Origin of the sequence: Streptomyces sp. NPDC053493 (assembly GCF_044544825.1) — a bacterium.
Classification (GTDB): Bacteria; Actinomycetota; Actinomycetes; order Streptomycetales; family Streptomycetaceae; genus Streptomyces.
On the sequence record NZ_JBITXS010000005.1, the window covers coordinates 403,381 to 425,334 of the forward strand.

Consider the following 21,954-nt stretch of genomic DNA (forward strand, 5'->3'; position numbering starts at 1 on the left):
TCAGCCCGTCCGGAGACCCGACGGCGGATCAGCCCATCCGGCGGCGGGCCGCCTCGTAGAGCACGACGCCGGCCGCGACACCGGCGTTCAGCGACTCGGCGCCGCCGGGCATCGGGATGCGGACCAGGAAGTCGCAGGTCTCGCCGACGAGCCGGGACAGGCCCTTGCCCTCGGAGCCGACGACGATGACGACCGGGCCGGCGAGGGCCTCCAGCTCGTGCACCTCGGTGTCGCCGTCCGCGGACAGGCCGACGACGGTGAGGCCGGCCTTCTGGTACTGCTCCAGGCAGCGGGTCAGGTTGGTGGCGCGGGCGACCGGCGTGCGGGCGGCGGTGCCGGCCGAGGTCTTCCAGGCGCCCGCCGTCATGCCGGCCGCGCGGCGCTCGGGCACGACGACGCCGTGGCCGCCGAACGCGGACACGGAACGGACCACGGCGCCGAGGTTGCGCGGGTCGGTGACGCCGTCGAGGGCCACGATCAGCGGGTCCTCGTGGTCGTCGTAGGCCGCCTCGGCGAGGTCCTCCGGGTGCGCGTACTCGTAGGGCGGGACCTGCAGGACGAGGCCCTGGTGGTTGAGCCCGTTCGTCATGCGGTCCAGCTCGGGGCGCGGCGCCTCCATGATGTTGATGGTGCCGCGGCCGGTGGCGAGGTTCAGGGCCTCGCGCACGCGCTCGTCGTTGTCGATGAACTGCTGGACGTAGAGCGTGGTGGCGGGCACGCCGTCGCGCAGCGCCTCGAAGACCGGGTTGCGGCCGACGACCATCTCGGACTGGCCCTTGCCGCCGCGGCGGGCGACGGGCTTGCGCTTGGCGGCGTTGCGGGCCATCGCGTTGGAGACGCGGTACGCCTTGTGCCCCTTGCGGTTCTCGGCCTTGGGCGTCGGGCCCTTGCCTTCGAGGCCCTTGCGTCGCTGGCCACCGCTGCCGACCGTCGCGCCCTTCTTGTTGGACGTGCGGCGGTTCCTGCGCTGGCTGTTCCCGGCCATGACTGCTACCTGTTTCCTCTACCTGCGTTCGTACGGAAGTCCGTCTCGGGTCCGTAGTGGCGTACGTGCGTAGCGTACGTGCGTAATCGTCTCTGTAAGTGCAGTGTGCCGCCCGGAGGCCCGGACGGCACACTCGTGTCTGCGCGCTAGCGGTTGCCCAGCGTCCAGCGGGGGCCGTCGGGGCTGTCCTCGATGGCGAGGCCGGACTGGTTGAGCTGGTCGCGGATGGCGTCCGCCGTGGCCCAGTCCTTGCGCTCGCGGGCCGACTCGCGCTGCTGGAGCACGAGCCGTACGAGGGTGTCGACGACGCCGTGCAGCTCCTCGCCGCGGTCGCCCTCCTCGGCCCACTGCGGGTCGAGCGGGTCGAGGCCGAGGACGCCGAGCATGGCGCGCACCTCGGCGAGGCGTGCGACGGCCTCGTCCTTGTCGTCGGCGGCCAGTGCGCTGTTGCCCTGGCGCACGGTGGTGTGGATGATCGCCAGCGCGTGCGGCACGCCCAGGTCGTCGTCCATGGCCTCGGCGAAGGCGGGCGGCACCTCGTCGGCGGGGGCGACGGGCGTGCCGGCCTTCTCGGTGGCGCGCTGCACGAAGCCCTCGATCCGCGCGAAGGCGGCCTCGGCCTCGCGCAGCGACTCCTCGCTGTACTCGATCATCGAGCGGTAGTGCGGGGTGCCGAGGTAGTAACGCAGCACGATGGGGCGCCAGTTCTTCACCATCTCGGAGACGAGGACGCTGTTGCCCAGCGACTTCGACATCTTCTCGCCGCTCATGGTGACCCAGGCGTTGTGCACCCAGTACTGGGCGAAGTCGTCGCCGAAGGCCTTGGCCTGGGCGATCTCGTTCTCGTGGTGCGGGAAGATCAGGTCGAGGCCGCCGCCGTGGATGTCGAAGGCGGAGCCGAGGTACTTGTGCGCCATGGCCGAGCACTCCAGGTGCCAGCCGGGGCGGCCGCGGCCCCACGGCGTCTCCCAGTCGGGCTCGCCGGGCTTGGTGGCCTTCCACATGGCGAAGTCGCGCGGGTCGCGCTTGCCGGAGACGCCCTCGTCGGGCTGGCGCAGGTCGTCGATGTCCTGGTTGGACAGCGAGAGGTAGCCGGGGAAGGAGCGCACGTCGAAGTAGACGCTGCCGTCGGCCTCGTAGGCGTGGCCGCGCTCGATGAGGCCGCGCATCATCTCGACCATCTCGGTGACGTGGCCGGTGGCGCGCGGCTCGTACGTCGGCGGGAGGCAACCGAGTGCCTGGTAGCCGTCGTTGAAGGCGCGCTCGTTCTCGTAGCCGATGGACCACCAGGGGCGGCCCTGCTCACCGGCCTTGGCGATGATCTTGTCGTCGATGTCGGTGACGTTGCGGATGAACGTGACGTCGTAGCCGCGGTAGGCGAACCAGCGGCGCATGATGTCGAAGTTCAGGCCCGAGCGGATGTGCCCGATGTGCGGGGCGGCCTGCACGGTCGCGCCACAGAGGTAGATCGAGACACAGCCCGGCTTGATCGGGGTGAAGTCACGGATCTGCCGGGCGCTGGTGTCGTACAGGCGAATGGTCACCACACCAGGGTAGTGGGCGGGCGGTAGTGCCCCGCGACCCCTTCCGGCGTCGCGGGCGACGTTTTTCCGCCAGGCGGCGCCGGAGGTCCGTCGGCAGGGTGGTGCGAGACGCCCCTAGACGGTGTTGACGGGATAGACGAGCGCGGTCGCGAGGGCGGCCAGGCCCTCGGCGCGGCCGGTGAGGCCGAGGCCGTCGGTGGTGGTGCCGGAGACGGAGACCGGCGCGCCGGCCGCCTCGCTCAGTGCCTTCTGCGCCTCGTCGCGCCGCTTGCCGATCTTCGGGCGGACACCGACGACCTGGACGGCGATGTTGCCGATCTCGTAGCCCTCGGCGCGCACGATCCGGGCGGCCTCGGCGAGCAGGGTGACGCCGGAGGCGCCGGACCACTCGGGGCGGGAGGTGCCGAAGTGGGCGCCGAGGTCGCCGACGCCGGCGGCGGAGAAGAGGGCGTCGCAGGCGGCGTGGGCGGCGACGTCACCGTCGGAGTGCCCGGCGAGCCCGTAGCCGTCACTGTCGGGGCCTTCCCAGAGCAGGCCGGCGCACCACAGCTCGCGGCCCTTCTCGAAGGCGTGGACGTCGGTGCCGATCCCGGTGCGGGGCAGCGGGGGCCGGGGGGATGTGGGCTCAGAAGCCATCGTTGGCCCTCCTGCGGGCGAGTACGGCCTCGGCGAGGACGAGGTCGAGCGGGCGGGTCACCTTGAAGGCCTCCTCGTGGCCGGGCACGACGACGACGGGCGCGCCGAGCCGCTCGACCATGCCGGCGTCGTCGGTGGCGCCGTCACCGGTGAGGGCGACGGTCGCGTGCGCGTCGACGAGGGTGGCGCGGTCGAAGCCCTGCGGGGTCTGTACGGCGCGGAGGCGGGCGCGCACCGGTGTGGCGACGACCTGCTCGGGCGCGTCGGGCTTCTCGGCCGGCTCGACCTCCTTGACGGTGTCGGCGACGGGGAGCGCGGGCACGACGGCGACGGCCCCGTCCCGTACCGCCTCGATGACGGCGTCGACGGTGTCGACGGGCACGAGCGGGCGGGCGGCGTCGTGGACGAGGACGGTGGTGACGTCGTCGGGCAGGGCCTGGAGGCCGAGGTGGACGGACTCCTGGCGGGTGTCGCCGCCGGGCACGACCACGTAGTCGGTGCGCTCGGGCAGGGCGTGGGTGTCGAGGAGGTTCTTGACCTCGGCGGCGCCGTCGGCGGGCGCGACCACGACGACGAGGGAGACGGCGCGGGAGGCGGCCATCGCCCGGACGGCGTGGATGAGCATGGGGGTGCCGTTCAGCGCGCGCAGCGCCTTGGGGGCGCCCGGACCGAGGCGCACGCCCCGGCCGGCCGCGGGGATCACCACGGCGGTTCGACTATGACGCGCTTCGTCTGTCATCGGTTGCACTCCGGCAGGTTTGTTTCCGCGGGCGACGTGGGTATGGCGTCAACAAGCTGATGGCGACGCCTCGACCGGGCCCTTTCCGTGACGACGGTCGAGGCGTCGCCATGCGAGAGCGGGCAGGGGTCGGGAAAGCAGCGGGAAAGCGGGAAAGCGGCGGGAAGCAGGGGGTCGGGAAAGAGAGACGAACATGCCGCAGTGCCCGGCGACGGCACTGTGGAATCACGTGAGCGATTCACAGCGCGTCAGCGGGCACCGCGGCATCGTGCGGCTGGGCATGGCATGCGTGCCAGGCGTCAGACAGCGGGTGTTCGAGTGGCAGGCGTCAGGACGCGAGCACCTCGTCGAGGAGCGCCTCGGCCTTGTCCTCGTTGGTGTTCTCCGCGAGGGCGAGCTCGCTCACCAGGATCTGACGGGCCTTGGCGAGCATGCGCTTCTCACCGGCGGACAGTCCGCGCTCGCGCTCGCGGCGCCACAGGTCGCGCACCACTTCGGCGACCTTGATGACGTCGCCGGAGGCGAGCTTTTCCAGATTTGCCTTGTAACGACGGGACCAGTTGGTCGGCTCCTCGGCGTACGGCGCGCGCAGCACCTCGAAGACCCGGTCCAGCCCGTCCTGACCGACCACGTCGCGAACACCGACGAACTCCGCATTGTCCGCCGGCACACGAACCGTCAGGTCGCCCTGCGCGACCTTGAGCACCAAGTAGGTCTTGTCCACGCCTTTGATCTGGCGAGTTTCGATGGCCTCGATCAGCGCGGCCCCGTGATGGGGATAGACCACGGTGTCGCCAACCTTGAACGTCATGTGACAGGTACCCCTTCCGTGGCTATCCAGGGTAACACGGATACGGCGTCTTCTGAATGGCGTTTTCGCAGGTCAGGGCATATCTCGGGGCTTGACAACAGCGCCGCGGCCGTGCTGCGGAGGGCTTCCGGAAGGCGGTATTCGCAGGTCGGAGCGGCTGCGCGGACGCAGAGAAACACCTACGTTACAGCCGTCGGGCGGGCTGCGGGAGGGGTCCGATGTCCCGGTTTGCCGGGTTCGGTGTGGCGCTCTTCACGTACTCCGTTCGAGGATCGACCACCCGTACGGACGGTTTCCGGAATTGATCACAGCGTGTCGCCCGGCGTTTCTCGAATGACCCGGACGGAGGAATGCGGGGGCACCGGCCGAATTGATCACGGCGGATATGTGAACGGAAGGTCAATGCGGTGTGATCCGGCCATGTCGGCGAGTTCGCGACGGAGGCCCGCACCCACGCCCGCAGCCGCGCCTCCTCCCCGCGGGGCCGGGCGCGGGGCGGGTGCGGAACACGCGGGGAACACGTAGGGGGCGGGTCGGGTGCGGGACGGAGAGTGCGGCTCGGTAACCTAAGCGCGCTGACACACCTTTAGCCGTCCTCAGTCCGTCCGTACGTCCTAGGAGTTGCCGCCGCCGTGAGCCGCAGCCTTCGACGCGGCGCCCTCGCCGCCACCGCCGTCGTGATCTCGATCGCCTCGCTGTCCGCCTGTGGCGCGGGCAACGACGCCCAGACCCTCGAGGTCCGGCCGGACAACGCCGCCGTCACGGTGGAAGACGTCAAGATCCAGAACGCCCTCGTGATCACCCAGCCCGACCCGGGTGCGGTGGGTCCCGCCGTCGTCTCCGCCACCGTCTTCAACAACGGCCGGACGCGCCAGACCCTCGACTCGATCACCCTGCCGGGCACCGTCGGCGTCGTGAAGCTCAAGGCGGCCGAGGGCAACGGCCCGATCGTCGTCCCCGCCGGCGGCTCCGTCGTCATCGGCGGCGCGGGCAACGCCTCCGCCACGATCGAGGGCGGCCTGCGCGAGGCCAGGAACGGCGACGCGCAGAAGGTCGTCTTCAAGCTGAGCAAGACCGGCGACGTGGGCCTGAGCGCGTTCGTCGTCCCGGCGCACAGCTACTTCAAGGAGTACGGCCCCTCCGAGCTCCCGAAGCCGCCGGTCACCCCGCCGTCGACCGGCGCCGTCCCCACGCCGTCCGGCACCGCCACCCCGTCGGGCACGGCCACGCCGACCGGCGCGGCGACCCCGTCGGGCGAGGCGACGCACGCGGCCGGCCACTGAGCCCCGTACGCACGAAAGGGCGCCCCCTCCGAGGAGGGGGCGCCCTTTCGCGTATCCGCCCGGGCCCGCCGCGCGGACGACGATCCGGGATCTGCGGGCTCCGGGCCTACGGGCCTAAGGGTCTCCGGGCCGCGGGCCTACGGCTCGAACTTGTAGCCCAGGCCGCGCACCGTCACCAGATACCGCGGCGCACCCGGGTCCGGCTCGATCTTGGCGCGCAGGCGCTTGACGTGGACGTCGAGGGTCTTGGTGTCGCCGACGTAGTCGGCGCCCCAGACGCGGTCGATCAGCTGCATGCGGGTCAGGACGCGGCCCGCGTTGCGCAGCAGCATCTCCAGGAGGTCGAACTCCTTCAGCGGCAGGTCGACCTTGCCGCCCGCGACGGTGACCACGTGGCGGTCGACGTCCATGCGGACCGGGCCCGCCTCCAGGGCGGCCGGCGTGACCTCCTCCGGCTCGCCGCGGCGGCGCAGCACCGCGCGGATGCGGGCGACCAGCTCCCGCGAGGAGAAGGGCTTGGTCACGTAGTCGTCGGCTCCTATCTCCAGGCCGACGACCTTGTCGATCTCGCTGTCCTTGGCGGTCACCATGATCACCGGGACGTTCGAGCGGCTGCGCAGCTGGCGGCACACCTCCGTGCCGGGCAGACCCGGCAGCATGAGGTCGAGGAGGACGAGATCCGCTCCGTTGCGCTCGAACTCGTCGAGGCCGTCGGGCCCGGTCGCCGCGACGGCGACCTCGAAGCCCTCCTTGCGGAGCATGTACGACAGGGCGTCGCTGAAGGATTCCTCATCCTCGACGACAAGCACACGGGTCACGGAAGGACCTCCGGGGCGGGGAGTGGTTCGGTCATGAGATCAGGGGTGTGCGAGGCGGGCTCGGAGGACCGGCGGTCCCTGACGGCGCCCGCCTCGGGCAGCCGCAGGGTGAAGGTGGATCCCTGGCCCTCGGTGCTCCACACCGTGACCTCCCCGCCGTGCGAGGCGGCCACGTGCTTGACGATGGCCAGGCCGAGACCCGTGCCGCCGGTGGCACGGGAGCGAGCGGGGTCGACGCGGTAGAAGCGCTCGAAGATGCGCTCCTTGTCCTTGTCGGGGATGCCGATGCCCTGGTCGGTCACGGCTATCTCGATCAGGTCGCCGCCGGGTGCCGCGACGCGGCGGGCGGCGATACCGACCCGGGTGTGGGCCGGTGAGTAGTTGACGGCGTTCTCGACGAGGTTGCCGAGGGCGGCCGCGAGCTGGCCGCGGCTGCCCCAGACGTACAGGTCGGCGGTGCCTCCGGACGCCATGGTGATCTGCTTGGTGCCCGCGGTGTGGCGGGAGCGGTCGATCGCCTCGGCGACCAGTTCGTCCACCCGTACGGGCTCGGAGTCCTCCAGCGGGTCGTCGTTCTGCACCCGGGAGAGGTCGATGAGCTCCTGCACGAGGTTGGTCAGGCGGGTCGCCTCGATCTGCATGCGGCCCGCGAAGCGGGTGACCGCCTCGGGGTCGTCCGAGGCGTCCATGACGGCCTCGGAGAGCAGGGACAGCGCGCCGACGGGCGTCTTCAGCTCGTGGCTCACGTTCGCGACGAAGTCGCGCCGTACCGCTTCGATACGGCGGGCCTCGGTCAGGTCCTCCACGAGCAGCAGCACGAGGCGTGAGCCGAGCGGCGCCACCCGGGCGGAGACGGCGAGGGCCTCGCCGCGCCCGGTGCCGCGTCGCGGCAGGTCGAGCTCGACCTGGCGTATCTCGCCGTCCCGGCGGGTGTCGCGGGCCATGTTGAGCATGGGCTCCACGGCCAGCTTGCCGCCGCGGACCAGGCCGAGCGCGTACGCCGCCGAGCTGGCCTTGACCACCGAGTCGCTCTCGTCGAGGACGACCGCGGAGGAGCGCAGCACGGACAGCACGGTGTCGACACCGGGCGGGAGCACGGCGTCGGTGTGCAGGGAGCTGCGGGTGGGCCGCGCCTGGTCGCGCTCGCTCCAGCGGAACGCCAGCATGGCGATCACGCCGGTGACCACGCCGGCGATAGCGGCCGATGCGGCGACCGCCGCGTTCACGTCCATGCCATCCAGGTTATGCGGGTCGGCGGACACTCTCCCAGCCGTCCGAGTGGCTGCTCGAACAGTCGTCGCCCAGAGTTCACCGAGGAGACGGAGCCGGTTCATTTGCCCTGGTGGAGACTGGGGTGCAGGTCGCCCAGAGTTCACCTGAGGGAAAGCGGTGATTCATGTGAGGGGGTGGATCCGGACGCGTACGGGGCGGACCGTGGGAGCGTGGGGGTCCGAGGGCCGGCCCCGAACCTGACCTGGCCCCCACCCGGGCCCCGAGGCACTGCGTAGAGAGGGACATCGATGCGGGACGCGTACCACGAGGAACTTGACTCGATCGGCGAGGGCCTGGTCGAGATGGCCCGCCTTGTCGGGTCGGCGATCGGGCGCGCCACGACGGCCATGCTCGACGCCGACCTGAAGCTCGCGGAGAGCGTGATCGCCGCGGACCAGAAGATCGACGACCTTCAGCACGACCTGGAGGCGCGGGCGATAGCGCTGCTCGCGCGGCAGCAGCCGGTGGCGACGGACCTGCGGATCGTGGTGACCTCGCTGCGGATGAGCGCCGACCTGGAGCGCTCCGGCGACCTGGCCCAGCACGTGGCGAAGCTGACCCGGCTGCGTTTCCCGGACCGCGCGGTGCCGAACGACCTGCACGCGACGATCCTGCAGATGGGACAGCTGGCGCAGCGCCTGATGGCGAAGGCGGCGGAGGTCATCATCACCAAGGACGTCGATCTGGCGATGCAGCTGGAGCAGGACGACGACGAGATGGACACGCTGCACCGCACGCTGTTCCAGCACCTGATGGACGACCGCTGGAAGCACGGCATCGAGACGGCCGTGGACGTGACGCTGCTCGGCCGCTACTACGAGCGGTTCGCGGACCACGCGGTGTCGGTGGCGAAGCGTGTGGTGTATCTGGTGACGGGTGAGCACGCGGACGAGCTGCAGGCGGCGGAGGCGCCGGTCGAGGGCGCGTAAGCGTTTCGGGTCCGGGGTTCGCACACCTGTGCGCCGTTGATGCGCCGCGTCGGGTGGGCATGCAATGGAGGGAGGCGAGGTACGCCTCTCAGGGAGGGACCCCATGGCCGAATCCGCTCCGATCACCGACCCCCAGCAGGAAGCCCCGCGCGACGCGGAGTTCCTGCCCGTCCTCGGCGCCTGCGGGTGCGGCTCGGGCTGCGGCTGCGGCTGCCAGTCCGGCGGGCCGTGCCAGTGCGGGGGCTGCTCCTCGTAGCTCGGGCAGCTCGGGCAGGTGTTGTACGGGTCTGGGTGCGGGTCTCGCCTGCGGGCGGGCCCGCACCGCCCGTCCGCGCGCGCCGGCTAGGCGAGGTCCAGGACGCCGACCGCCTGGTCACCGGCGAGTTCGCCGGTCTCGCGGAAGCCGAGGCGGCGGTAGAAGTCGCCGGGGCCGTGCTCGCCCTGGTGCCAGCAGACGTACATCTCGGCCGCCCCGCGCCGCCCCAGCTCCTCGCGCACGGCGTCGACGGCAAACCGCCCGTACCCCTTCCCCTGGTGCCCGGCGCCGATGTTCAGCCGCCACAGGCCACTGCGCCGGTCGGCCGGGTCCTTCTCCGCATCCCACTGGATGTCGACGAAGGCCATGACGAAGCCGACGAGCTCCTCCCCGTCGAAGATCAGCCGCGGCCAGGCGGTCTCGCCGTACGCGTACGCCTCGGCGAGGGAGCGCACGACGGGGGCGACGTTGTCCTCCTGATGGTCATGGACCCGCAGCGCGAGCGCGGCGTCCACGGTGGCGGGCGTGACGGGTTCAAGGCGCGGTCCGGGGCGCGGTGTCGCGTGCGGGCCGGTGCGCGGTGACGTGCTCATGCCGCGCAGGCTAAACGATCTCCACCGACGCGGCGCGACAAGGTGCGGTGCGGGCCCGTACCCGAAAGGCAGTGGCTGCCGTCTTCGACGGGCGCATACGCTTCCGCTCGCCGAAGAGGAGTGCGCGATGACCGACGACGAGTCCACCGAGTACGTCACGCTGCTCTGCGACGGCCCCTTCCACGAGGTCGTGCTCGTCGACTGCGGGCCGCGGGAGAAGGACGTGATCCTCGCGGTGCGCAAGGTGAGCGGGCTGAGTTTGTGGCGCTGCCGGGATCTGACGCGGGAAGCTCCCGTCACCGTCGTGACCGGGCTGTCCGCCTACCGGGCCCAGTTCGCCGTCTCGGTGCTCCAGAGCGCCGGCGCCACGGCGGAGTGGCGGCAGGAGCCGGAGCCCGGCGATCGCGCGGGGCGGGCCGTCTGACGGGTGGTCCCGGGAGACGAAGAAGCCCCCTCCCTGCCGGAAGGCGGCAGGTCGGGGGCTCTTTCGGGACTATGGGCTACTTCTTGCCCTGGTTCTTCACGGCCTCGATGGCGGCCGCCGCCGCCTCCGGGTCGAGGTAGGTGCCGCCCGGGTTCAGCGGCTTGAAGTTCTCGTCGAGCTCGTAGGTGAGCGGGATGCCGGTCGGGATGTTGAGGCCCGCGATGTCGGCGTCCGAGATGCCGTCGAGGTGCTTGACGAGGGCGCGGAGGCTGTTGCCGTGGGCGGCGACCAGGACCGTGCGGCCGGCCAGGAGGTCCGGGACGATGCCGTCGTACCAGTACGGGAGCATCCGCTGGACGACGTCCTTGAGGCACTCGGTGCGCGGGCGCAGCTCCGGCGGGATCGTCGCGTAGCGGGCGTCGTGGGCCTGGGAGTACTCGTTGTCGTCGGCGAGCGCCGGCGGCGGGGTGTCGTACGAGCGGCGCCACAGCATGAACTGCTCCTCGCCGAACTCGGCGAGGGTCTGGGCCTTGTCCTTGCCCTGGAGCGCACCGTAGTGGCGCTCGTTCAGACGCCAGGAGCGGTGCACCGGGATCCAGTGGCGGTCGGCGGCCTCGAGGGCGAGCTGCGCCGTGCGGATGGCGCGCTTCTGCAGCGAGGTGTGCAGCACGTCGGGCAGCAGGCCGGCGTCCTTCAGCAGCTCACCGCCGCGGACCGCCTCCTTCTCGCCCTTCTCGGTGAGGTTGACGTCCACCCAGCCGGTGAACAGGTTCTTCGCGTTCCACTCGCTCTCGCCGTGGCGGAGGAGGATCAGCTTGTACGGTGCGTCGGCCATGTGTCCGAGCCTAATAGACGGCCGACGATTGACGCGCCACGTCAATTCGCTGGCGTCCGGCCTATGAGATGCGTAAGTTACGAGCTCCGCAAGCGGGACTTACGCGGGACGTACACGCACCAGGGGGGCCGGCCTCACATGTCCATCGACTCACTCAGGCGATCAGCGCGCGCCACCGTCTCGGGTTTCCCCGGAGGCTTCTGGTGGCTGTGGCTGTCGACCCTGGTCAATCGCACCGGGGCGTTCGTCCTCACCTTCCTGTCCCTCTATCTCACCCAGGAGCTCGGGCACTCCGCCTGGTTCGCCGGACTCGTCATCGCCCTCCACGGCCTCGGCGGCGTCGCGGGCTCCCCGCTGGGCGGCACGCTCACCGATCGCTGGGGCCGCCGCCCCACCATGGTCACCATGCACCTGGCGGCCGCCGCCTGCTCCGCACTGCTCGCGGTCGTCACCAGCGCCTGGAGCGTCGCCCTCGTCGTCCTGCTCATGGGCGTCGCCATGCAGGCCGTGCGGCCCTCCATCAACGCCGCCATCGCCGACCTGGTGCCCGCCCACGACGTCCGCCGCGCCTACGCCCTCAACTACTGGGCGCTCAACCTCGGCTTCGCCATCGCCGCCATCGGCGGCGGTGTCGCGATCGTCCTCGGCTACCGCACCCTCTTCCTCGTCGACGCCGCCGCCACCGTGCTGTGCGCCCTGATCGTCTTCCTGCGCCTGCCCGAGACCCGGCCCGAGGCCAAGGTGGACCGGACGACCGGCGAGGCCGTCGCCGAGGAGAAGGTCAGCCTCCTCACCGTGCTGCGCGACGCGCCCTTCCGCACCCTGGTGACGCTCAACCTCTTCGTCTGCCTGGTGTTCACCGCGCCGTGGATCGGCCTGCCGCTCACCATGGCCGGCGCCGGCCTCGAGCCCTCCGCGTACGGCGCCGTCATCGCCGTCAACGGCATCGTGATCGTCGCCTTCCAACTGCTCGTCAACAAGGTGACCGACAAGCGCTCCCCGGTGATGCTGCTGACCGTCTCCTCGCTCCTCTTCGCGCTCGGCACCGGTGCCACCGCGCTCGCCGGCACGTCGCTCGCCTTCGGCGCGACCGTCGTCGTCTGGACGATCGGCGAGATGATCCACGTGCCCACCAACGCCGCCGCCACCGCCCGGCTCGCTCCCGAGCACGCCCGCGGCCGCTACCAGGGCGTCATGGGCATGTCCTGGGCCGTGGCCGGTTTCGTCGCCCCGATCCTGGCCGGCTGGATCGTGGACGGCCCCGGCCCCGACGTCCTGTGGATCGCCTGCGGTGTCATCGGCGCCCTCGCGGCGGTCGGCTACCAGACCCGGCTCCGGTCCGCCCTGGCCGATGCGGAGACCGAGACCGATACCGAGGCCCGGACCGAGACGGCTGCCAAGGCCGCGCCCGAGACCGAGGCCGAGGCGCAGATCGAGGCCGTGGCCGAGGTCGAGGCCGCGATCGAGGAGGTCGCCGCGGCTCCGGTCGCCGGGCCCGCGCCGACCACGGAGCGCCCGGCGGGCGACGCCGTCGTCAGCGCCTGAACGCCCGCTGTGCCGCGTGGAGATTCCGGGGGCGTACGGTGCCGGGCGCACCGTACGCCTCCAGGCGCGCGTGCAGGTCGCCCGGGAAGTCCGGCACGTCGGTCTGGTCGAACTCCCGCACCTCGCTGATGCCGACCGTCGCGCTGTACGGGGCGATCGCGTCGATGCGGACGAGGCCGGCCCGGCCGTTGGTCACCGTCACGTTCCAGTGGGCGAAGCGGGCGCCGTAGAGCGGGCCCGCGGAGGCGTCGCCGCCGTGGCGGCCGTTGTTCTCGACGGTGATCTCGGTGCGGACGTTGGCGAAGGGCATCCCGCGGTGGGTGTCGAAGGTGCCGGCCTCCATCACGCCGCGCGACCACACGTTGTGGCTGGACAGGCCCTCGACGTTGATGCCGTGCAGCTGGGTGCCGGGCGGGGCCGGGACGCTGCGGGCGGCGATGTGGAAGTCCTCGACCAGGTTGTCGTGCGCGCCCTCGCGGCAGAAGTACGGGTGGTGGGCGCCGCGGCCCTCGACCCGGGTACGGCGCAGGGTGCAGGCGGACGCGGCGACGAGCCCGAAGCCGTTGTCGACGTGGCGCACGACCACGTCCTCAGCCCAGCAGTCGTACGCGCACTGGAAGGTGACGCCGTTGTAGCCGCGGTCGAGCAGGTGCGGGGACTGCTCGACCAAAGGCGCCTCCAGCGTCAGTCCGCTCACCCCGGAGCCCGTCAGGGGCGCGGTCCCGGAGACGAGTCGGGGGTCCCATTCGGGGCGCGCGTCGAGGGGCAGGGGCCGTTCGAGGTGGACGCGCCGGCCCTCGATCCGGGTGATCCTTACGGGCCACTCGTAGGGGACGTACGAGGTCAGCTTGGTCTTGTCGTCCCAGCCGTACGCCTCGGGGCCGGGCCCGCCGCCCGCCATGTGCTCCAGGAGCGTGTGCCCGGCGTCGTCGGCGAGACGCAGGATCACGAGCTGTCCGCGGCCGAGGCCCGACGCGTCGGCGACGGTGACGGCGTGGTCGCCGCGGCGGGCGGGGCGGACGGTGGTCAGGGTGCGCCACTCGTCGCGCCGGTTGCCGGTCCAGCCCTCGAACGGCCAGGACCGCTCCCGTATCGCGGCGACGAGGGAGGCGTGCCGGGCGCGCGGTGAGAGCCAGATCAGACCGCCGGCCCAGGACCAGGCCGACTTGTCGCCTCCGTAGCGGGAGCCGTAGGGGCCGAGGAGTTCGGTGAGGCTACGGGTGGCGCGCAGGGTCGTACGGCCGGAGCCCGCGCCGCGCAGCACGACGCCGCTGTCGCCGATGTGGACGTAGCCGTCGATGCGGTACGTGCCGGGCGGGACGAGCACGGTGCCGCCGCCCCGCTCCCCCGCCTCCGCGAGCGCCCGGTTGACGGCGGGAGTCGAGTCGGTGGAGCCGTCCGGAGTGGCCCCGTAGGTGAGGACGTTCGCGACGACGGGAGGCCGCGGGAGCCGGGCCGCGCCTTGGTGGGCGCCGGCGGAACCCACGTAGGGGATCTGGGGATGGGTGTAGGGGGCGGCCGCGTACTCCTCCCACAGGGCGGAGCCCGCGGGAAGCGCGGACCCGGCCGGGATGCCGGCCCCGGACCCCGCCGGGAAGCCCGCCCCGGGCCCGGCCCCGGGGCCGGTCGTGAAACCGGTCGTCGCCGCCGCTCCCGCCACCGCCACCGCGCCGCCGACGAACTGCCTTCTGCTGAGCCTGCCGTGTGCCATGAACCTGAGCCCTTCATGTATATGAACGGTGTTCAGATTTGCGCCGGGCGCGAGCATGGCAGCAGAAGGCCCGTACGGGAAGAGGTCAGTTCGCGGACTTGGCGATCAGATGCTTGAACGCGTCGAGATTACGGGTCGACTCCCCGCGCGACACCCGCCACGCGTACTCACGCCGGATCGCCGTCGCGAACCCCAGCTCCAGCAGCGTGTTGAAGTCGCCGTCCGCCGCCTCCAGGACGGACCCGAGGAGCCGGTCCAGCTCCTCGGGCGTGACGGCCGCCAGCGGCAGCTTGCCGGCCAGATAGATGTCGCCGAGCTGGTCGATGGCGTAACTCACGCCGTACAGCCTGAGGTTGCGCTCCAGCAGCCAGCGGTGGACGCCCGCCTCGTTCTCGTCGGGATGGCGCACGACGAAGGCGTTGAGGGACAGGGAGTGGCGGCCGACGCGCAGCGAGAGGGTGGTGAAGAGCTTGCGCGTGCCCGGGAGCTTGACGACGTAGGAGCCCGGTTCGGGAGACTCCCACTCGAGTTCCGCGTCCTTGAGGGTGTCCTCGACGGTGCGCCGGACGTCCTCCACCTCGACCTCAGCCATGGTGCGAGCGTACGCGACGGCGGTGGTCGAGGCGGCGGTGGTCCCGCAGCCGGTGGTCGTGCACGGCCGCCGTGTACACATCCGCCGTGCCCGAGGCCGCGGTGTCCCAGCCGAACGAGCCGGCGTGCCGGGCCGCCGCCTCGCCCATCCGCGCGGAGAGCCCCGGATCGGCCAGGAATCGGCCAAGGACGCGGGCGTAGTCCGCCGGGTCGTGGCCCTGCACCAGGAAGCCGGTGACGTCGTCCCGTACGGCCACGGGCAGACCGCCCACCGCCGCCGCGACGACCGGTGTGCCGGCCGCCTGGGCCTCGATCGCGACCAGGCCGAAGGACTCGCTGTACGAGGGCACGACCAGCACGCTGGCCGCCCGGAACCAGTCCGCGAGCCGGTCCTGGCCCACCGGCGGGTGGAAGCGCACGAGATCGGCGATGCCCAGCTTGGCGGCGAGCTTCTGCAGGCCCTCCGGCTTGGCGAGGCCGCTGCCGCTCGGGCCGCCGACCACCGGGACCAGCATCCGGGTCCGCAGCGACGGGTCCTCGTCCACCAGCCGGGCGGCGGCGCGCAGCAGGATGTCCGGGGCCTTCAGCGGCTGGATGCGGCCGGCGAAGGCGGGGATGAAGGCGTCCTGCGGCAGGCCGAGCCGGGCCCGGGCGGCGGCGCGGCCGTCGGCGGGCCGGAAGTGGTCGAGGTTGACGCCCGGGTGGACGATCGCGATCTTGCCGGGGTCGGCCTCGTAGAAACGGGCGAGCTCGTCGGCCTCCTCGGCGGTGTTGGCGATGAGGCGGTCGGCCGCCGCGACGATCTGGGTCTCGCCGATCACGCGGGCCGCGGGCTCGGGCGTGTCGCCCTCCGCCAGCGCGGCGTTCTTGACCTTGGCCATGGTGTGCATGGTGTGGACGAGCGGGACGCCCCAGCGCTCGGCGGCGAGCCAGCCGACGTGGCCGGAGAGCCAGTAGTGGGAGTGGACCAGGTCGTAGTGGCCGGACCGGTGGCCCGCCCAGGCCTGCATCACGCCGTGCGTGAAGGCGCACAGCTGGGCCGGCAGCTCCTCCTTGGCGAGGCCCTCGTACGGGCCGGCGTCCACGTGCCGTACGAGGACGCCGGGCGCGAGTTCCACGACCGGCGGGAGGCCGCCGGTGGTGGCCCGGGTGAAGATCTCCACCTCGATGTTGATCGCGGCGAGGCGTCTGGCCAGCTCCACGATGTAGACGTTCATGCCGCCGGCGTCGCCGGTGCCCGGCTGGTGGAGGGGCGAGGTGTGCACGCTCAGCATCGCCACGCGGCGCGGTGCGCGGGGCCGGCCGGAAAGCCGGAGCCGCGGGTTCGCCGCCAGGGTGCCGGCGAACCGGGACACGTACTGGCTCACGTCGGCGGTCCTTCCGCTGTCGGGCATGGCAGAGGGAGGGTGTGTCGCACCCACCAGCGGCGAGAACACCGGAATGCCCCCTTTCATTTCCTCCGCCGGGGCCGTTTTGCCAATTCATTACCGCTGGGCGCGGCGCGTCGGCCGCTCGACAGGGCGTTTCGGCCGGTCCGGGAGGACGTTTCGGCCGGTCGGGGCGGCGCGTGGGCGCGGTCCGGGCCGCGCGTGGGTGCGGTCCGGGCCGTGCGTGGGTGCCGTCATGGCCGCGCGTGGGTGCCGTCCGGCCCGTGCGTTGGTGCCGTCATGGCCGCGCGTGGGTGCCGTCCGGCCCGTGCGTTGGTGCCGTCATGGCCGCGCGTGGGTGCCGTCCGGGCCGCGCTGCCGGACGGCTTACGCTCGTTGCATGGCCCCGCGTACCACCTCCCGCCCCGTCGGCACGGTCACCCGCGGGACCACCAACCCCAACCGTCTGCGCCGCCAGGACCGCTGGATCGCCGCCGTGCACGGCGCCGCCCTGCGCCGGTCCGACGAGCCGCCGCTCGCCGTCGACCTCGGTTACGGAGCCGCGCCCTGGACCGCCGTCGAACTCCTGCAGCGGCTGCGCACCGCCGACCCGCGCACGCTCGTCGTCGGCGTCGAGATCGAGCCCGCCCGGGTCGCCGCCGCGAAGCCGTACGAACGGGAGGGCCTCGCCTTCCGGCACGGCGGCTTCGAGGTGCCGGTGCCCGGCGAGGTGGCCCTGATCCGGGCCGCGAACGTGCTGCGCCAGTACGACGAGGACCAGGTCGCGGCGGTCTGGCAGCGGCTGTGCGCGCGGCTCGCGCCCGAGGGGCTGCTCGTGGAGGGGACCTGCGACGAGATCGGGCGCCGGCACGTGTGGGTCGCGCTCGGGCGGACGGGGCCGCGGACGGTGACCTTCGCCACCCGGCTCGGCTCGCTCGACCGGCCCTCCGACCTGGCCGAGCGGCTGCCGAAGGCGCTCATCCACCGCAACGTGCCGGGCGAGCCGGTGCACGCCTTCCTGCGGGACTTCGACCGGGCGTGGGCGGCGGCGGCACCGTTCGCCTCGCTGGGCGCCCGGCAGCGCTGGATCCGCGCCGTACGTGATCTGGCGGCGGACTGGCCGCTGACGGACGGCCCGCGGCGGTGGCGGCAGGGCGAGGTGACGGTGCGGTGGGAGGCACTGGCGCCCCGCACCTGAGGGCCCGGCGGGGCCGGGTGCGGGAACGTCGGACCGGCGCGGATGCGCTCGACCTGGCGAACTCCCCCTGAATTTCCTCGCCCTGAGGAACGCAACAGGCGCAACACTCGTCCCCCGTCGGGGGGAGTGACCCGACAGGCCCCGCTTTCCCCTGTTGCTTTCCGGTCGCGCATGGCACTATCGCCAAGGTCACGACCAAGTTACTGACGGTAAATCAGATATGGGTGTCCTGAGGGGGAGCCAGTGAACCGACGCCGCCACGCCATCGCCACGCTCACCGTGGTCTGCGCCCTGACGGTGCTTGCCTCACCCGCCCTCACCCTCCAGGCCTCCGCGGCCCCGCTCGCCCCGGCCGCGCCCGCCGCGCCGCTCCCGCCCGGCGCTCCCGCCCAGCCGAAGAAGACGCTCGAAGAGGTCCGCAAGGAGATCGACGGGCTCTACCGGCAGGCCGCGGCCGCCACCGACGCCTACAACCTCGCCGAGGAGAAGGCCAAGGAGCAGTCCGACGAGATCGTGAAGCTGGCCCGGATGATCGTGGCCGGCCAGGAGAAGATCGACGACCTCAAGGCGCGCGCGGGTGCCGCGGCCCGCGCCCAGTACCGCAACGGCGGACTGCCCGACGGCGCCCAGCTGGTCCTCACCGACGATCCGCAGCTCTTCCTCGACAACGCCGGCCGGCTCAAGGAAGGCCACAAGGCCACCAAGGACCTGCTCGCCGAACTGAGCACCACCCAGGCCGAGCTGACCACGTACGCGAACGACGCCAGCCTCAACTGGACCCGGCTCGAGGCCAACCGGGTCAGGCAGGCCAAGGCGAAGAAGGAGATCAACGACAAGATCGACGCCGCGAAGAAGCTGGAGTCCCAGCTCGCCGCCGAGGAGCGGGAGCGGCTGCTGCGCCTGGAGGAGCAGGAGCAGTACCGGAACCAGACCGCGTGGATCGGTTCCGGCGTCCTCAAGGGCCTGACCGACGCCACCACGCCGGAGGGCAAGCGGGCCGTGCAGTTCGCGACGGCGCAGATCGGCAAGCCGTACGTGTGGGGCGCCGAGGGCCCCGGCTCGTACGACTGCTCGGGGCTGACCCAGAGCGCCTGGGCCGCCGCCGGCCGTCCCATCCCGCGCACCTCGCAGGAGCAGTGGCGGCTGCTGCCGCACGTCGACGTCAAGGACATGCGGCCCGGCGACCTGATCGTCTACTACAAGGACGCGAGCCACATCGGGATGTACGTGGGCAACGGCGCGATCGTGCACGCGCCGCGCCCCGGGCGGAACGTGACGATCGCGGGCGCCGGGTCCATGGAGATCCTGGGAGTGGTCCGCCCGCAGTGACGTTTCTCATCGTCCGGAGCACCGGCCGCGGGCTCGCGGAGACCCGGCCGCGGGCTTCCTGACGAGGACTACCTCCCCATCCGTGGCATATGCCATACCGCCGTGCCGGTTCACAGGGTGATCGCCATTCCGCTGCGGCGTGCGGTACCGCTATGGTCGGTGCCCGGCCCTCGGGGGGAGGGAAGGAAACCCAGACCGATGCCCGCACCCGTACCGCGCCAGAGAATCGATTCTGCCGCGGCATCCGGCACCACCGGCGCCACCGGCAGCACCGCCGGCCCCGCCACCACCGACCTCACGCTCCTGGTCGTCGAGGACGACCCGGCCGGCGCCCTCGCCGTACCCGAACTGCTCGACGCGGCCGGTACCCGGGTCCGTATCCGCACCGCCCGCAACCTCACCGAGGCCGAGCGGCTGCTCACCGACGACGTGCACTGCGTCCTGGTCGACCTCGCCCTGCCCGCGCCGCGCGCGGCCGAGGAGGACCAGCTCGCGCCGCTCCGGCACATCCTGCGGCTCGCGCCGCGGCACGCCGTCCTCGCGCTCGCCGCGTCGGCGGACGCCGAGCTGGCGGCCGAGGCGGTACGGGTCGGGGCGCAGGACCACCTCTTCCGGGAGGAGCTCGACGGGCGGCTGCTCAGCCGGGCCATCCGCTACGCGGTCGAGCGCAAGCGCAACGACGTCGTGAAGATGAAGCTGGCCGAGTCGCGGCTGCGCGCCCAGGAGAACGCCCGCCTGGAGCGCGGGCTGCTGCCCACGCCGCTCCTGGAGGGCTCCGACCTGCGGTTCGCCGCCCGCTACCGGCCGGGCCGGTCCCGGGCGCTGCTCGGCGGCGACTTCTACGACACCGTCCGCACGCCCGACGGCACGGTCCACGCCATGATCGGCGACGTCTGCGGCCACGGCCCGGACGAGGCCGCGCTCGGCGTCGAGCTGCGCATCGCGTGGCGGGCGCTGACCTTCGCGGGCCTGTGCGGCGACGAGCTGCTCTCCACGCTCCAGCAGGTCCTGGAGCACGAGCGGGAGAGCGACGAGATCTTCGCGACCCTGTGCACGGTCGACATCGCGCCCGACGGGCGGCGGGCCGGGCTGTGCCTGGCGGGCCACCCCTCGCCGCTGATCGCCCGGCACGGCCGGGCGGCGCGGCTCCTGCCGTACGAGGACAGCGGCCCGGCGCTCGGGCTGCTGCCGCGCGCCCGCTGGCCGCGCCGGCAGGTGGAGCTGGGCCCGACCTGGAGCCTGCTGATGTACACCGACGGCCTGATCGAGGGACGCTCGGCGGGCCCCGGCTCGCCGCGGCTCGGCCAGGACGGGATGGTCGAGATGATCAACCGGCAGCTGGCGGAGGGGCTGCGCGGCGAGGAACTGCTCGACGCGGCGGTGACGGAGGTGCGCGCGCTCAACGGCGGCGAGCTGACGGACGACGTGGCCGTCCTGGCCCTGGAACGGGACAAGGCCCGGGGCTGAGCCCCGAGCCTCGTCCTTCTCTCACGTCCGCCGCGGACACCTCTGCCGCGGACCCGCCTGCCGCAGACCCGCCTGCCGCGGACCCGCCTGCCGGCGGATCACCGACCGCGGATCACCGGCCGCCGTTGTACGGCCCGTAAGGACCGTCGCTGCTCGACCCGCCGCCGCGCCGGCCGCCGCCCGTGACCTCGCGGAGCGCGGGGCGCACGTCGACCATGAAGACGATGGCGGCGATGAGCCCGGCGATCTGGAGGAACAGCATCGGCAGGAGCAGGTTCAGGACGAGGTTGATGCCGAGCAGGATCAGCCAGAACTTCTTGGTCTGCTTGTCGGCGGCGCGATAGGCGTCCTCGCGCGCGGTGGCGGCGAAGGCGAACGCGGCGACGGCGAAGCCGGTGAAGACCAGGAAGGTCACCAGGGACAGGATCGAGTCGAAGCCGTTCGCCAACATGCTGTGCACCGCCTAGGTGGTGTGTGGGTGGAGCGCCTCGCGGCCAAGGTACCCGTTACAACGCTCCGGACACCGGGTTTGGTGCCCGGACCGCCGGACGGACTACTTCTCGGCGGTCTCGGCCGCGGCCTTCTTCGCGGGCGCCTTGCGGGCGGCGGGCTTGCGGGGCGCCGGCGCCTTCTTGGTCTCGGGAGCGTCGGTCCCGGCCTTGCTCGTGGCCTCGGCCCCGGCCTCGGTCTTCGGCTCGGTCTTCGGCGCCGGCTCGGGCTCGACGGCGATGGCGATCTCGGTGATCTCCTCGGCGGCCTCGCCGCGCCAGGTCCGCACGGCCTCCTCGCCGTGCGCGGCGAGCTCCTCGTACTTCTCGCGCGCCTTGACCGCGTACTCCGCGGCGACACCGACGCCGCGCAGGGCCAGGTCCTGCGCCTGCTCGCCCAGCTTCTTCAGGTCGGTGTCGAGCCCGCCCACGAACTCGGCGAACTTCGCCTGCGCCTTCTCCTGGACCGCCTTCGGATCGGTCTTCTTCACGGCCTCGATCCGGGCGGGCGCCTCGGCGGCGAGCTGCTCGATGAGGGCGGGCACCTTCTTGGCCTGCTGGACGGCGAGGTCGGCGGTGCCGGCGGCGAAGTAGAGGGGAGTGCGCAGTTCGTCGATGATGGCCATGTTCGTGGTCCTCCCGGAGGTTCTACGTGTCGGTGGGCTGCGCGGTGGCGTTCTCGGCGGCGTTCTCCTTGCGGAAGGAGTCGTAGATCTGCAGCAGCACCTGCTTCTGCCGCTCGTTGATCGAGGGATCGGCCAGGATGACGGCGCGCGTCTCCAGCTCCTCCCGCTCCTTCTCGTCGAGGATGCCGGCGCGCACGTACAGCGTCTCGGCGGAGATCCGCAGGGCCTTGGCGACCTGCTGCAGCACCTCGGCGCTGGGCTTGCGCAGCCCCCGCTCGATCTGACTCAGATACGGATTCGACACTCCCGCCGCCTCGGCGAGCTGCCGCAAGGACAACTGCGCGGTGCGCCGCTGCTCGCGCAGGTACTCGCCGAGATTGCCGACGTTGAGTGAAGCCATGCCTCGACCATGCCAGCCGCCGCTAACTATTGCAAGCAGGCGCTTGCAATAGTTCTGTTACACGACCCGGACGGCGGACCGGAGTGATCTGGGTCACATGTTGTCAC

23 protein-coding genes are annotated in these 21,954 nt (G+C 72.2%); 8 read left to right on the forward strand and 15 right to left on the reverse strand.

All coding sequences use genetic code 11. The annotated features are described in order from the left end of the window. Nucleotides 1-28 precede the first annotated feature (28 nt). The 5 genes from rlmB to ACIGO8_RS18145 form a co-directional block, all read right to left on the reverse strand. Nucleotides 29-985: a 23S rRNA (guanosine(2251)-2'-O)-methyltransferase RlmB gene (rlmB, locus tag ACIGO8_RS18125; RefSeq protein ID WP_399731052.1), complete on the reverse strand. Its 957-nt coding sequence runs from the start codon at nucleotides 983-985 to the stop codon at nucleotides 29-31. 146 nt (nucleotides 986-1,131) lie between these two features. Further along, nucleotides 1,132-2,529, reverse strand: a complete 1,398-nt coding sequence (gene cysS / locus ACIGO8_RS18130) for a cysteine--tRNA ligase (RefSeq protein ID WP_399731055.1) — start codon at nucleotides 2,527-2,529, stop codon at nucleotides 1,132-1,134. A gap of 114 nt (nucleotides 2,530-2,643) precedes the next feature. After that, nucleotides 2,644-3,165 carry a 2-C-methyl-D-erythritol 2,4-cyclodiphosphate synthase gene (ispF, locus tag ACIGO8_RS18135; protein WP_399731057.1) on the reverse strand — a complete coding sequence of 174 codons (522 nt, stop codon included), beginning with the start codon at nucleotides 3,163-3,165 and terminating at the stop codon, nucleotides 2,644-2,646. Further along, the gene (gene ispD, locus ACIGO8_RS18140) at nucleotides 3,155-3,904 is read right to left on the reverse strand and encodes a 2-C-methyl-D-erythritol 4-phosphate cytidylyltransferase (RefSeq protein ID WP_399731060.1); all 750 of its coding nucleotides are present in this window, start codon (nucleotides 3,902-3,904) and stop codon (nucleotides 3,155-3,157) included. The genes ispF and ispD overlap by 11 nt, the downstream gene beginning before the upstream one ends. 328 nt (nucleotides 3,905-4,232) lie before the next feature. Further along, nucleotides 4,233-4,715 carry a CarD family transcriptional regulator gene (locus tag ACIGO8_RS18145; protein WP_003953493.1) on the reverse strand — a complete coding sequence of 161 codons (483 nt, stop codon included), beginning with the start codon at nucleotides 4,713-4,715 and terminating at the stop codon, nucleotides 4,233-4,235. Between the two features lie 632 nt (nucleotides 4,716-5,347). Between ACIGO8_RS18145 and ACIGO8_RS18150 the strand changes: the two genes are divergently transcribed. Beyond that, nucleotides 5,348-5,998 carry a DUF461 domain-containing protein gene (locus tag ACIGO8_RS18150; RefSeq protein ID WP_399731063.1) on the forward strand — a complete coding sequence of 217 codons (651 nt, stop codon included), beginning with the start codon at nucleotides 5,348-5,350 and terminating at the stop codon, nucleotides 5,996-5,998. A 137-nt stretch (nucleotides 5,999-6,135) separates the two neighbouring features. On the opposite strand, the gene ACIGO8_RS18155 is transcribed toward ACIGO8_RS18150, so the two are convergent. Together ACIGO8_RS18155 and ACIGO8_RS18160 are read right to left on the reverse strand one after the other, a co-directional pair. Next, on the reverse strand, nucleotides 6,136-6,816 hold the full coding sequence (locus tag ACIGO8_RS18155; RefSeq protein WP_362522980.1) for a response regulator transcription factor: 681 nt from the start codon (nucleotides 6,814-6,816) through the stop codon (nucleotides 6,136-6,138). Beyond that, nucleotides 6,813-8,048, reverse strand: a complete 1,236-nt coding sequence (locus tag ACIGO8_RS18160; protein ID WP_399731067.1) for a sensor histidine kinase — start codon at nucleotides 8,046-8,048, stop codon at nucleotides 6,813-6,815. The genes ACIGO8_RS18155 and ACIGO8_RS18160 overlap by 4 nt, the downstream gene beginning before the upstream one ends. Nucleotides 8,049-8,336: 288 nt before the next feature. Between ACIGO8_RS18160 and phoU the strand changes: the two genes are divergently transcribed. Together phoU and ACIGO8_RS18170 are read left to right on the forward strand one after the other, a co-directional pair. Beyond that, nucleotides 8,337-9,017: a phosphate signaling complex protein PhoU gene (gene phoU / locus ACIGO8_RS18165; protein ID WP_399731069.1), complete on the forward strand. Its 681-nt coding sequence runs from the start codon at nucleotides 8,337-8,339 to the stop codon at nucleotides 9,015-9,017. A 103-nt stretch (nucleotides 9,018-9,120) separates the two neighbouring features. After that, complete coding sequence (locus ACIGO8_RS18170) at nucleotides 9,121-9,273, forward strand: hypothetical protein (protein ID WP_399731072.1); 153 nt, start codon at nucleotides 9,121-9,123, stop codon at nucleotides 9,271-9,273. Nucleotides 9,274-9,359: 86 nt separating this feature from the next. Here ACIGO8_RS18170 and ACIGO8_RS18175 read toward each other — a convergent pair whose 3' ends face one another. Further along, nucleotides 9,360-9,866 carry a GNAT family N-acetyltransferase gene (locus ACIGO8_RS18175; RefSeq protein ID WP_399731075.1) on the reverse strand — a complete coding sequence of 169 codons (507 nt, stop codon included), beginning with the start codon at nucleotides 9,864-9,866 and terminating at the stop codon, nucleotides 9,360-9,362. A gap of 127 nt (nucleotides 9,867-9,993) precedes the next feature. Here ACIGO8_RS18175 and ACIGO8_RS18180 point away from each other — a divergent pair, with 127 nt between their 5' ends. After that, entirely contained in the window at nucleotides 9,994-10,290 is a 297-nt protein-coding gene (locus tag ACIGO8_RS18180) for a ribosomal protein L7/L12 (protein WP_399731078.1), read from the forward strand. A 76-nt stretch (nucleotides 10,291-10,366) separates the two neighbouring features. Here ACIGO8_RS18180 and ACIGO8_RS18185 read toward each other — a convergent pair whose 3' ends face one another. Further along, the gene (locus tag ACIGO8_RS18185) at nucleotides 10,367-11,125 is read right to left on the reverse strand and encodes a phosphoglyceromutase (protein WP_399731081.1); all 759 of its coding nucleotides are present in this window, start codon (nucleotides 11,123-11,125) and stop codon (nucleotides 10,367-10,369) included. Nucleotides 11,126-11,263: 138 nt separating this feature from the next. Here ACIGO8_RS18185 and ACIGO8_RS18190 point away from each other — a divergent pair, with 138 nt between their 5' ends. Further along, nucleotides 11,264-12,670, forward strand: coding sequence for an MDR family MFS transporter (locus ACIGO8_RS18190; RefSeq protein WP_399731084.1), 1,407 nt, complete (start codon nucleotides 11,264-11,266; stop codon nucleotides 12,668-12,670). On the opposite strand, the gene ACIGO8_RS18195 is transcribed toward ACIGO8_RS18190, so the two are convergent. From ACIGO8_RS18195 to mshA, 3 genes are all read right to left on the reverse strand, one after another. Next, the gene (locus tag ACIGO8_RS18195) at nucleotides 12,660-14,381 is read right to left on the reverse strand and encodes a glycoside hydrolase family 55 protein (protein WP_399731087.1); all 1,722 of its coding nucleotides are present in this window, start codon (nucleotides 14,379-14,381) and stop codon (nucleotides 12,660-12,662) included. The two genes, ACIGO8_RS18190 and ACIGO8_RS18195, sit on opposite strands and share 11 nt — an antisense overlap. Nucleotides 14,382-14,466: 85 nt before the next feature. Next, entirely contained in the window at nucleotides 14,467-14,973 is a 507-nt protein-coding gene (locus tag ACIGO8_RS18200; RefSeq protein WP_399731090.1) for a YbjN domain-containing protein, read from the reverse strand. Next, the gene (gene mshA / locus ACIGO8_RS18205; RefSeq protein WP_399731093.1) at nucleotides 14,966-16,339 is read right to left on the reverse strand and encodes a D-inositol-3-phosphate glycosyltransferase; all 1,374 of its coding nucleotides are present in this window, start codon (nucleotides 16,337-16,339) and stop codon (nucleotides 14,966-14,968) included. Before mshA ends, ACIGO8_RS18200 begins: the two co-directional genes overlap by 8 nt. 400 nt (nucleotides 16,340-16,739) lie before the next feature. Here mshA and ACIGO8_RS18210 point away from each other — a divergent pair, with 400 nt between their 5' ends. The 3 genes from ACIGO8_RS18210 to ACIGO8_RS18220 all read left to right on the forward strand — a co-directional run bounded on the left by ACIGO8_RS18210 (nucleotide 16,740) and on the right by ACIGO8_RS18220 (nucleotide 20,333). Beyond that, the gene (locus ACIGO8_RS18210; RefSeq protein ID WP_399731096.1) at nucleotides 16,740-17,537 is read left to right on the forward strand and encodes a class I SAM-dependent methyltransferase; all 798 of its coding nucleotides are present in this window, start codon (nucleotides 16,740-16,742) and stop codon (nucleotides 17,535-17,537) included. Between the two features lie 243 nt (nucleotides 17,538-17,780). Beyond that, nucleotides 17,781-18,866 (forward strand): NlpC/P60 family protein, encoded by a 1,086-nt coding sequence (locus tag ACIGO8_RS18215; RefSeq protein WP_399731098.1) that lies wholly within the window; start codon nucleotides 17,781-17,783, stop codon nucleotides 18,864-18,866. Nucleotides 18,867-19,064: 198 nt separating this feature from the next. Beyond that, nucleotides 19,065-20,333: a PP2C family protein-serine/threonine phosphatase gene (locus tag ACIGO8_RS18220; RefSeq protein WP_399731100.1), complete on the forward strand. Its 1,269-nt coding sequence runs from the start codon at nucleotides 19,065-19,067 to the stop codon at nucleotides 20,331-20,333. A gap of 112 nt (nucleotides 20,334-20,445) precedes the next feature. Here ACIGO8_RS18220 and ACIGO8_RS18225 read toward each other — a convergent pair whose 3' ends face one another. From ACIGO8_RS18225 to ACIGO8_RS18235, 3 genes are all read right to left on the reverse strand, one after another. Next, the gene (locus ACIGO8_RS18225) at nucleotides 20,446-20,784 is read right to left on the reverse strand and encodes a DUF2516 family protein (RefSeq protein ID WP_399731319.1); all 339 of its coding nucleotides are present in this window, start codon (nucleotides 20,782-20,784) and stop codon (nucleotides 20,446-20,448) included. A 102-nt stretch (nucleotides 20,785-20,886) separates the two neighbouring features. Beyond that, on the reverse strand, nucleotides 20,887-21,447 hold the full coding sequence (locus ACIGO8_RS18230; RefSeq protein ID WP_399731103.1) for a hypothetical protein: 561 nt from the start codon (nucleotides 21,445-21,447) through the stop codon (nucleotides 20,887-20,889). Nucleotides 21,448-21,469: 22 nt separating this feature from the next. Next, entirely contained in the window at nucleotides 21,470-21,847 is a 378-nt protein-coding gene (locus ACIGO8_RS18235) for a helix-turn-helix domain-containing protein (RefSeq protein WP_399731105.1), read from the reverse strand. Nucleotides 21,848-21,954 lie beyond the last annotated feature (107 nt).

What these genes read in the sequence shown, in the direction of transcription:
- rlmB (WP_399731052.1), bottom strand. Translation starts at nt 985, where the DNA reads ATGGCCGGGAACAGCCAGCGCAGGAACCGCCGCACGTCCAACAAGAAG.
- ispF (WP_399731057.1), bottom strand. Translation starts at nt 3,165, where the DNA reads ATGGCTTCTGAGCCCACATCCCCCCGGCCCCCGCTGCCCCGCACCGGG.
- ispD (WP_399731060.1), bottom strand. Translation starts at nt 3,904, where the DNA reads ATGACAGACGAAGCGCGTCATAGTCGAACCGCCGTGGTGATCCCCGCG.
- ACIGO8_RS18145 (WP_003953493.1), bottom strand. Translation starts at nt 4,715, where the DNA reads ATGACGTTCAAGGTTGGCGACACCGTGGTCTATCCCCATCACGGGGCC.
- ACIGO8_RS18160 (WP_399731067.1), bottom strand. Translation starts at nt 8,048, where the DNA reads ATGGACGTGAACGCGGCGGTCGCCGCATCGGCCGCTATCGCCGGCGTG.
- phoU (WP_399731069.1), top strand. Translation starts at nt 8,337, where the DNA reads ATGCGGGACGCGTACCACGAGGAACTTGACTCGATCGGCGAGGGCCTG.
- ACIGO8_RS18170 (WP_399731072.1), top strand. Translation starts at nt 9,121, where the DNA reads ATGGCCGAATCCGCTCCGATCACCGACCCCCAGCAGGAAGCCCCGCGC.
- ACIGO8_RS18175 (WP_399731075.1), bottom strand. Translation starts at nt 9,866, where the DNA reads ATGAGCACGTCACCGCGCACCGGCCCGCACGCGACACCGCGCCCCGGA.
- ACIGO8_RS18180 (WP_399731078.1), top strand. Translation starts at nt 9,994, where the DNA reads ATGACCGACGACGAGTCCACCGAGTACGTCACGCTGCTCTGCGACGGC.
- ACIGO8_RS18185 (WP_399731081.1), bottom strand. Translation starts at nt 11,125, where the DNA reads ATGGCCGACGCACCGTACAAGCTGATCCTCCTCCGCCACGGCGAGAGC.
- ACIGO8_RS18190 (WP_399731084.1), top strand. Translation starts at nt 11,264, where the DNA reads ATGTCCATCGACTCACTCAGGCGATCAGCGCGCGCCACCGTCTCGGGT.
- ACIGO8_RS18195 (WP_399731087.1), bottom strand. Translation starts at nt 14,381, where the DNA reads ATGGCACACGGCAGGCTCAGCAGAAGGCAGTTCGTCGGCGGCGCGGTG.
- ACIGO8_RS18200 (WP_399731090.1), bottom strand. Translation starts at nt 14,973, where the DNA reads ATGGCTGAGGTCGAGGTGGAGGACGTCCGGCGCACCGTCGAGGACACC.
- ACIGO8_RS18210 (WP_399731096.1), top strand. Translation starts at nt 16,740, where the DNA reads ATGGCCCCGCGTACCACCTCCCGCCCCGTCGGCACGGTCACCCGCGGG.
- ACIGO8_RS18220 (WP_399731100.1), top strand. Translation starts at nt 19,065, where the DNA reads ATGCCCGCACCCGTACCGCGCCAGAGAATCGATTCTGCCGCGGCATCC.
- ACIGO8_RS18225 (WP_399731319.1), bottom strand. Translation starts at nt 20,784, where the DNA reads ATGTTGGCGAACGGCTTCGACTCGATCCTGTCCCTGGTGACCTTCCTG.
- ACIGO8_RS18230 (WP_399731103.1), bottom strand. Translation starts at nt 21,447, where the DNA reads ATGGCCATCATCGACGAACTGCGCACTCCCCTCTACTTCGCCGCCGGC.
- ACIGO8_RS18235 (WP_399731105.1), bottom strand. Translation starts at nt 21,847, where the DNA reads ATGGCTTCACTCAACGTCGGCAATCTCGGCGAGTACCTGCGCGAGCAG.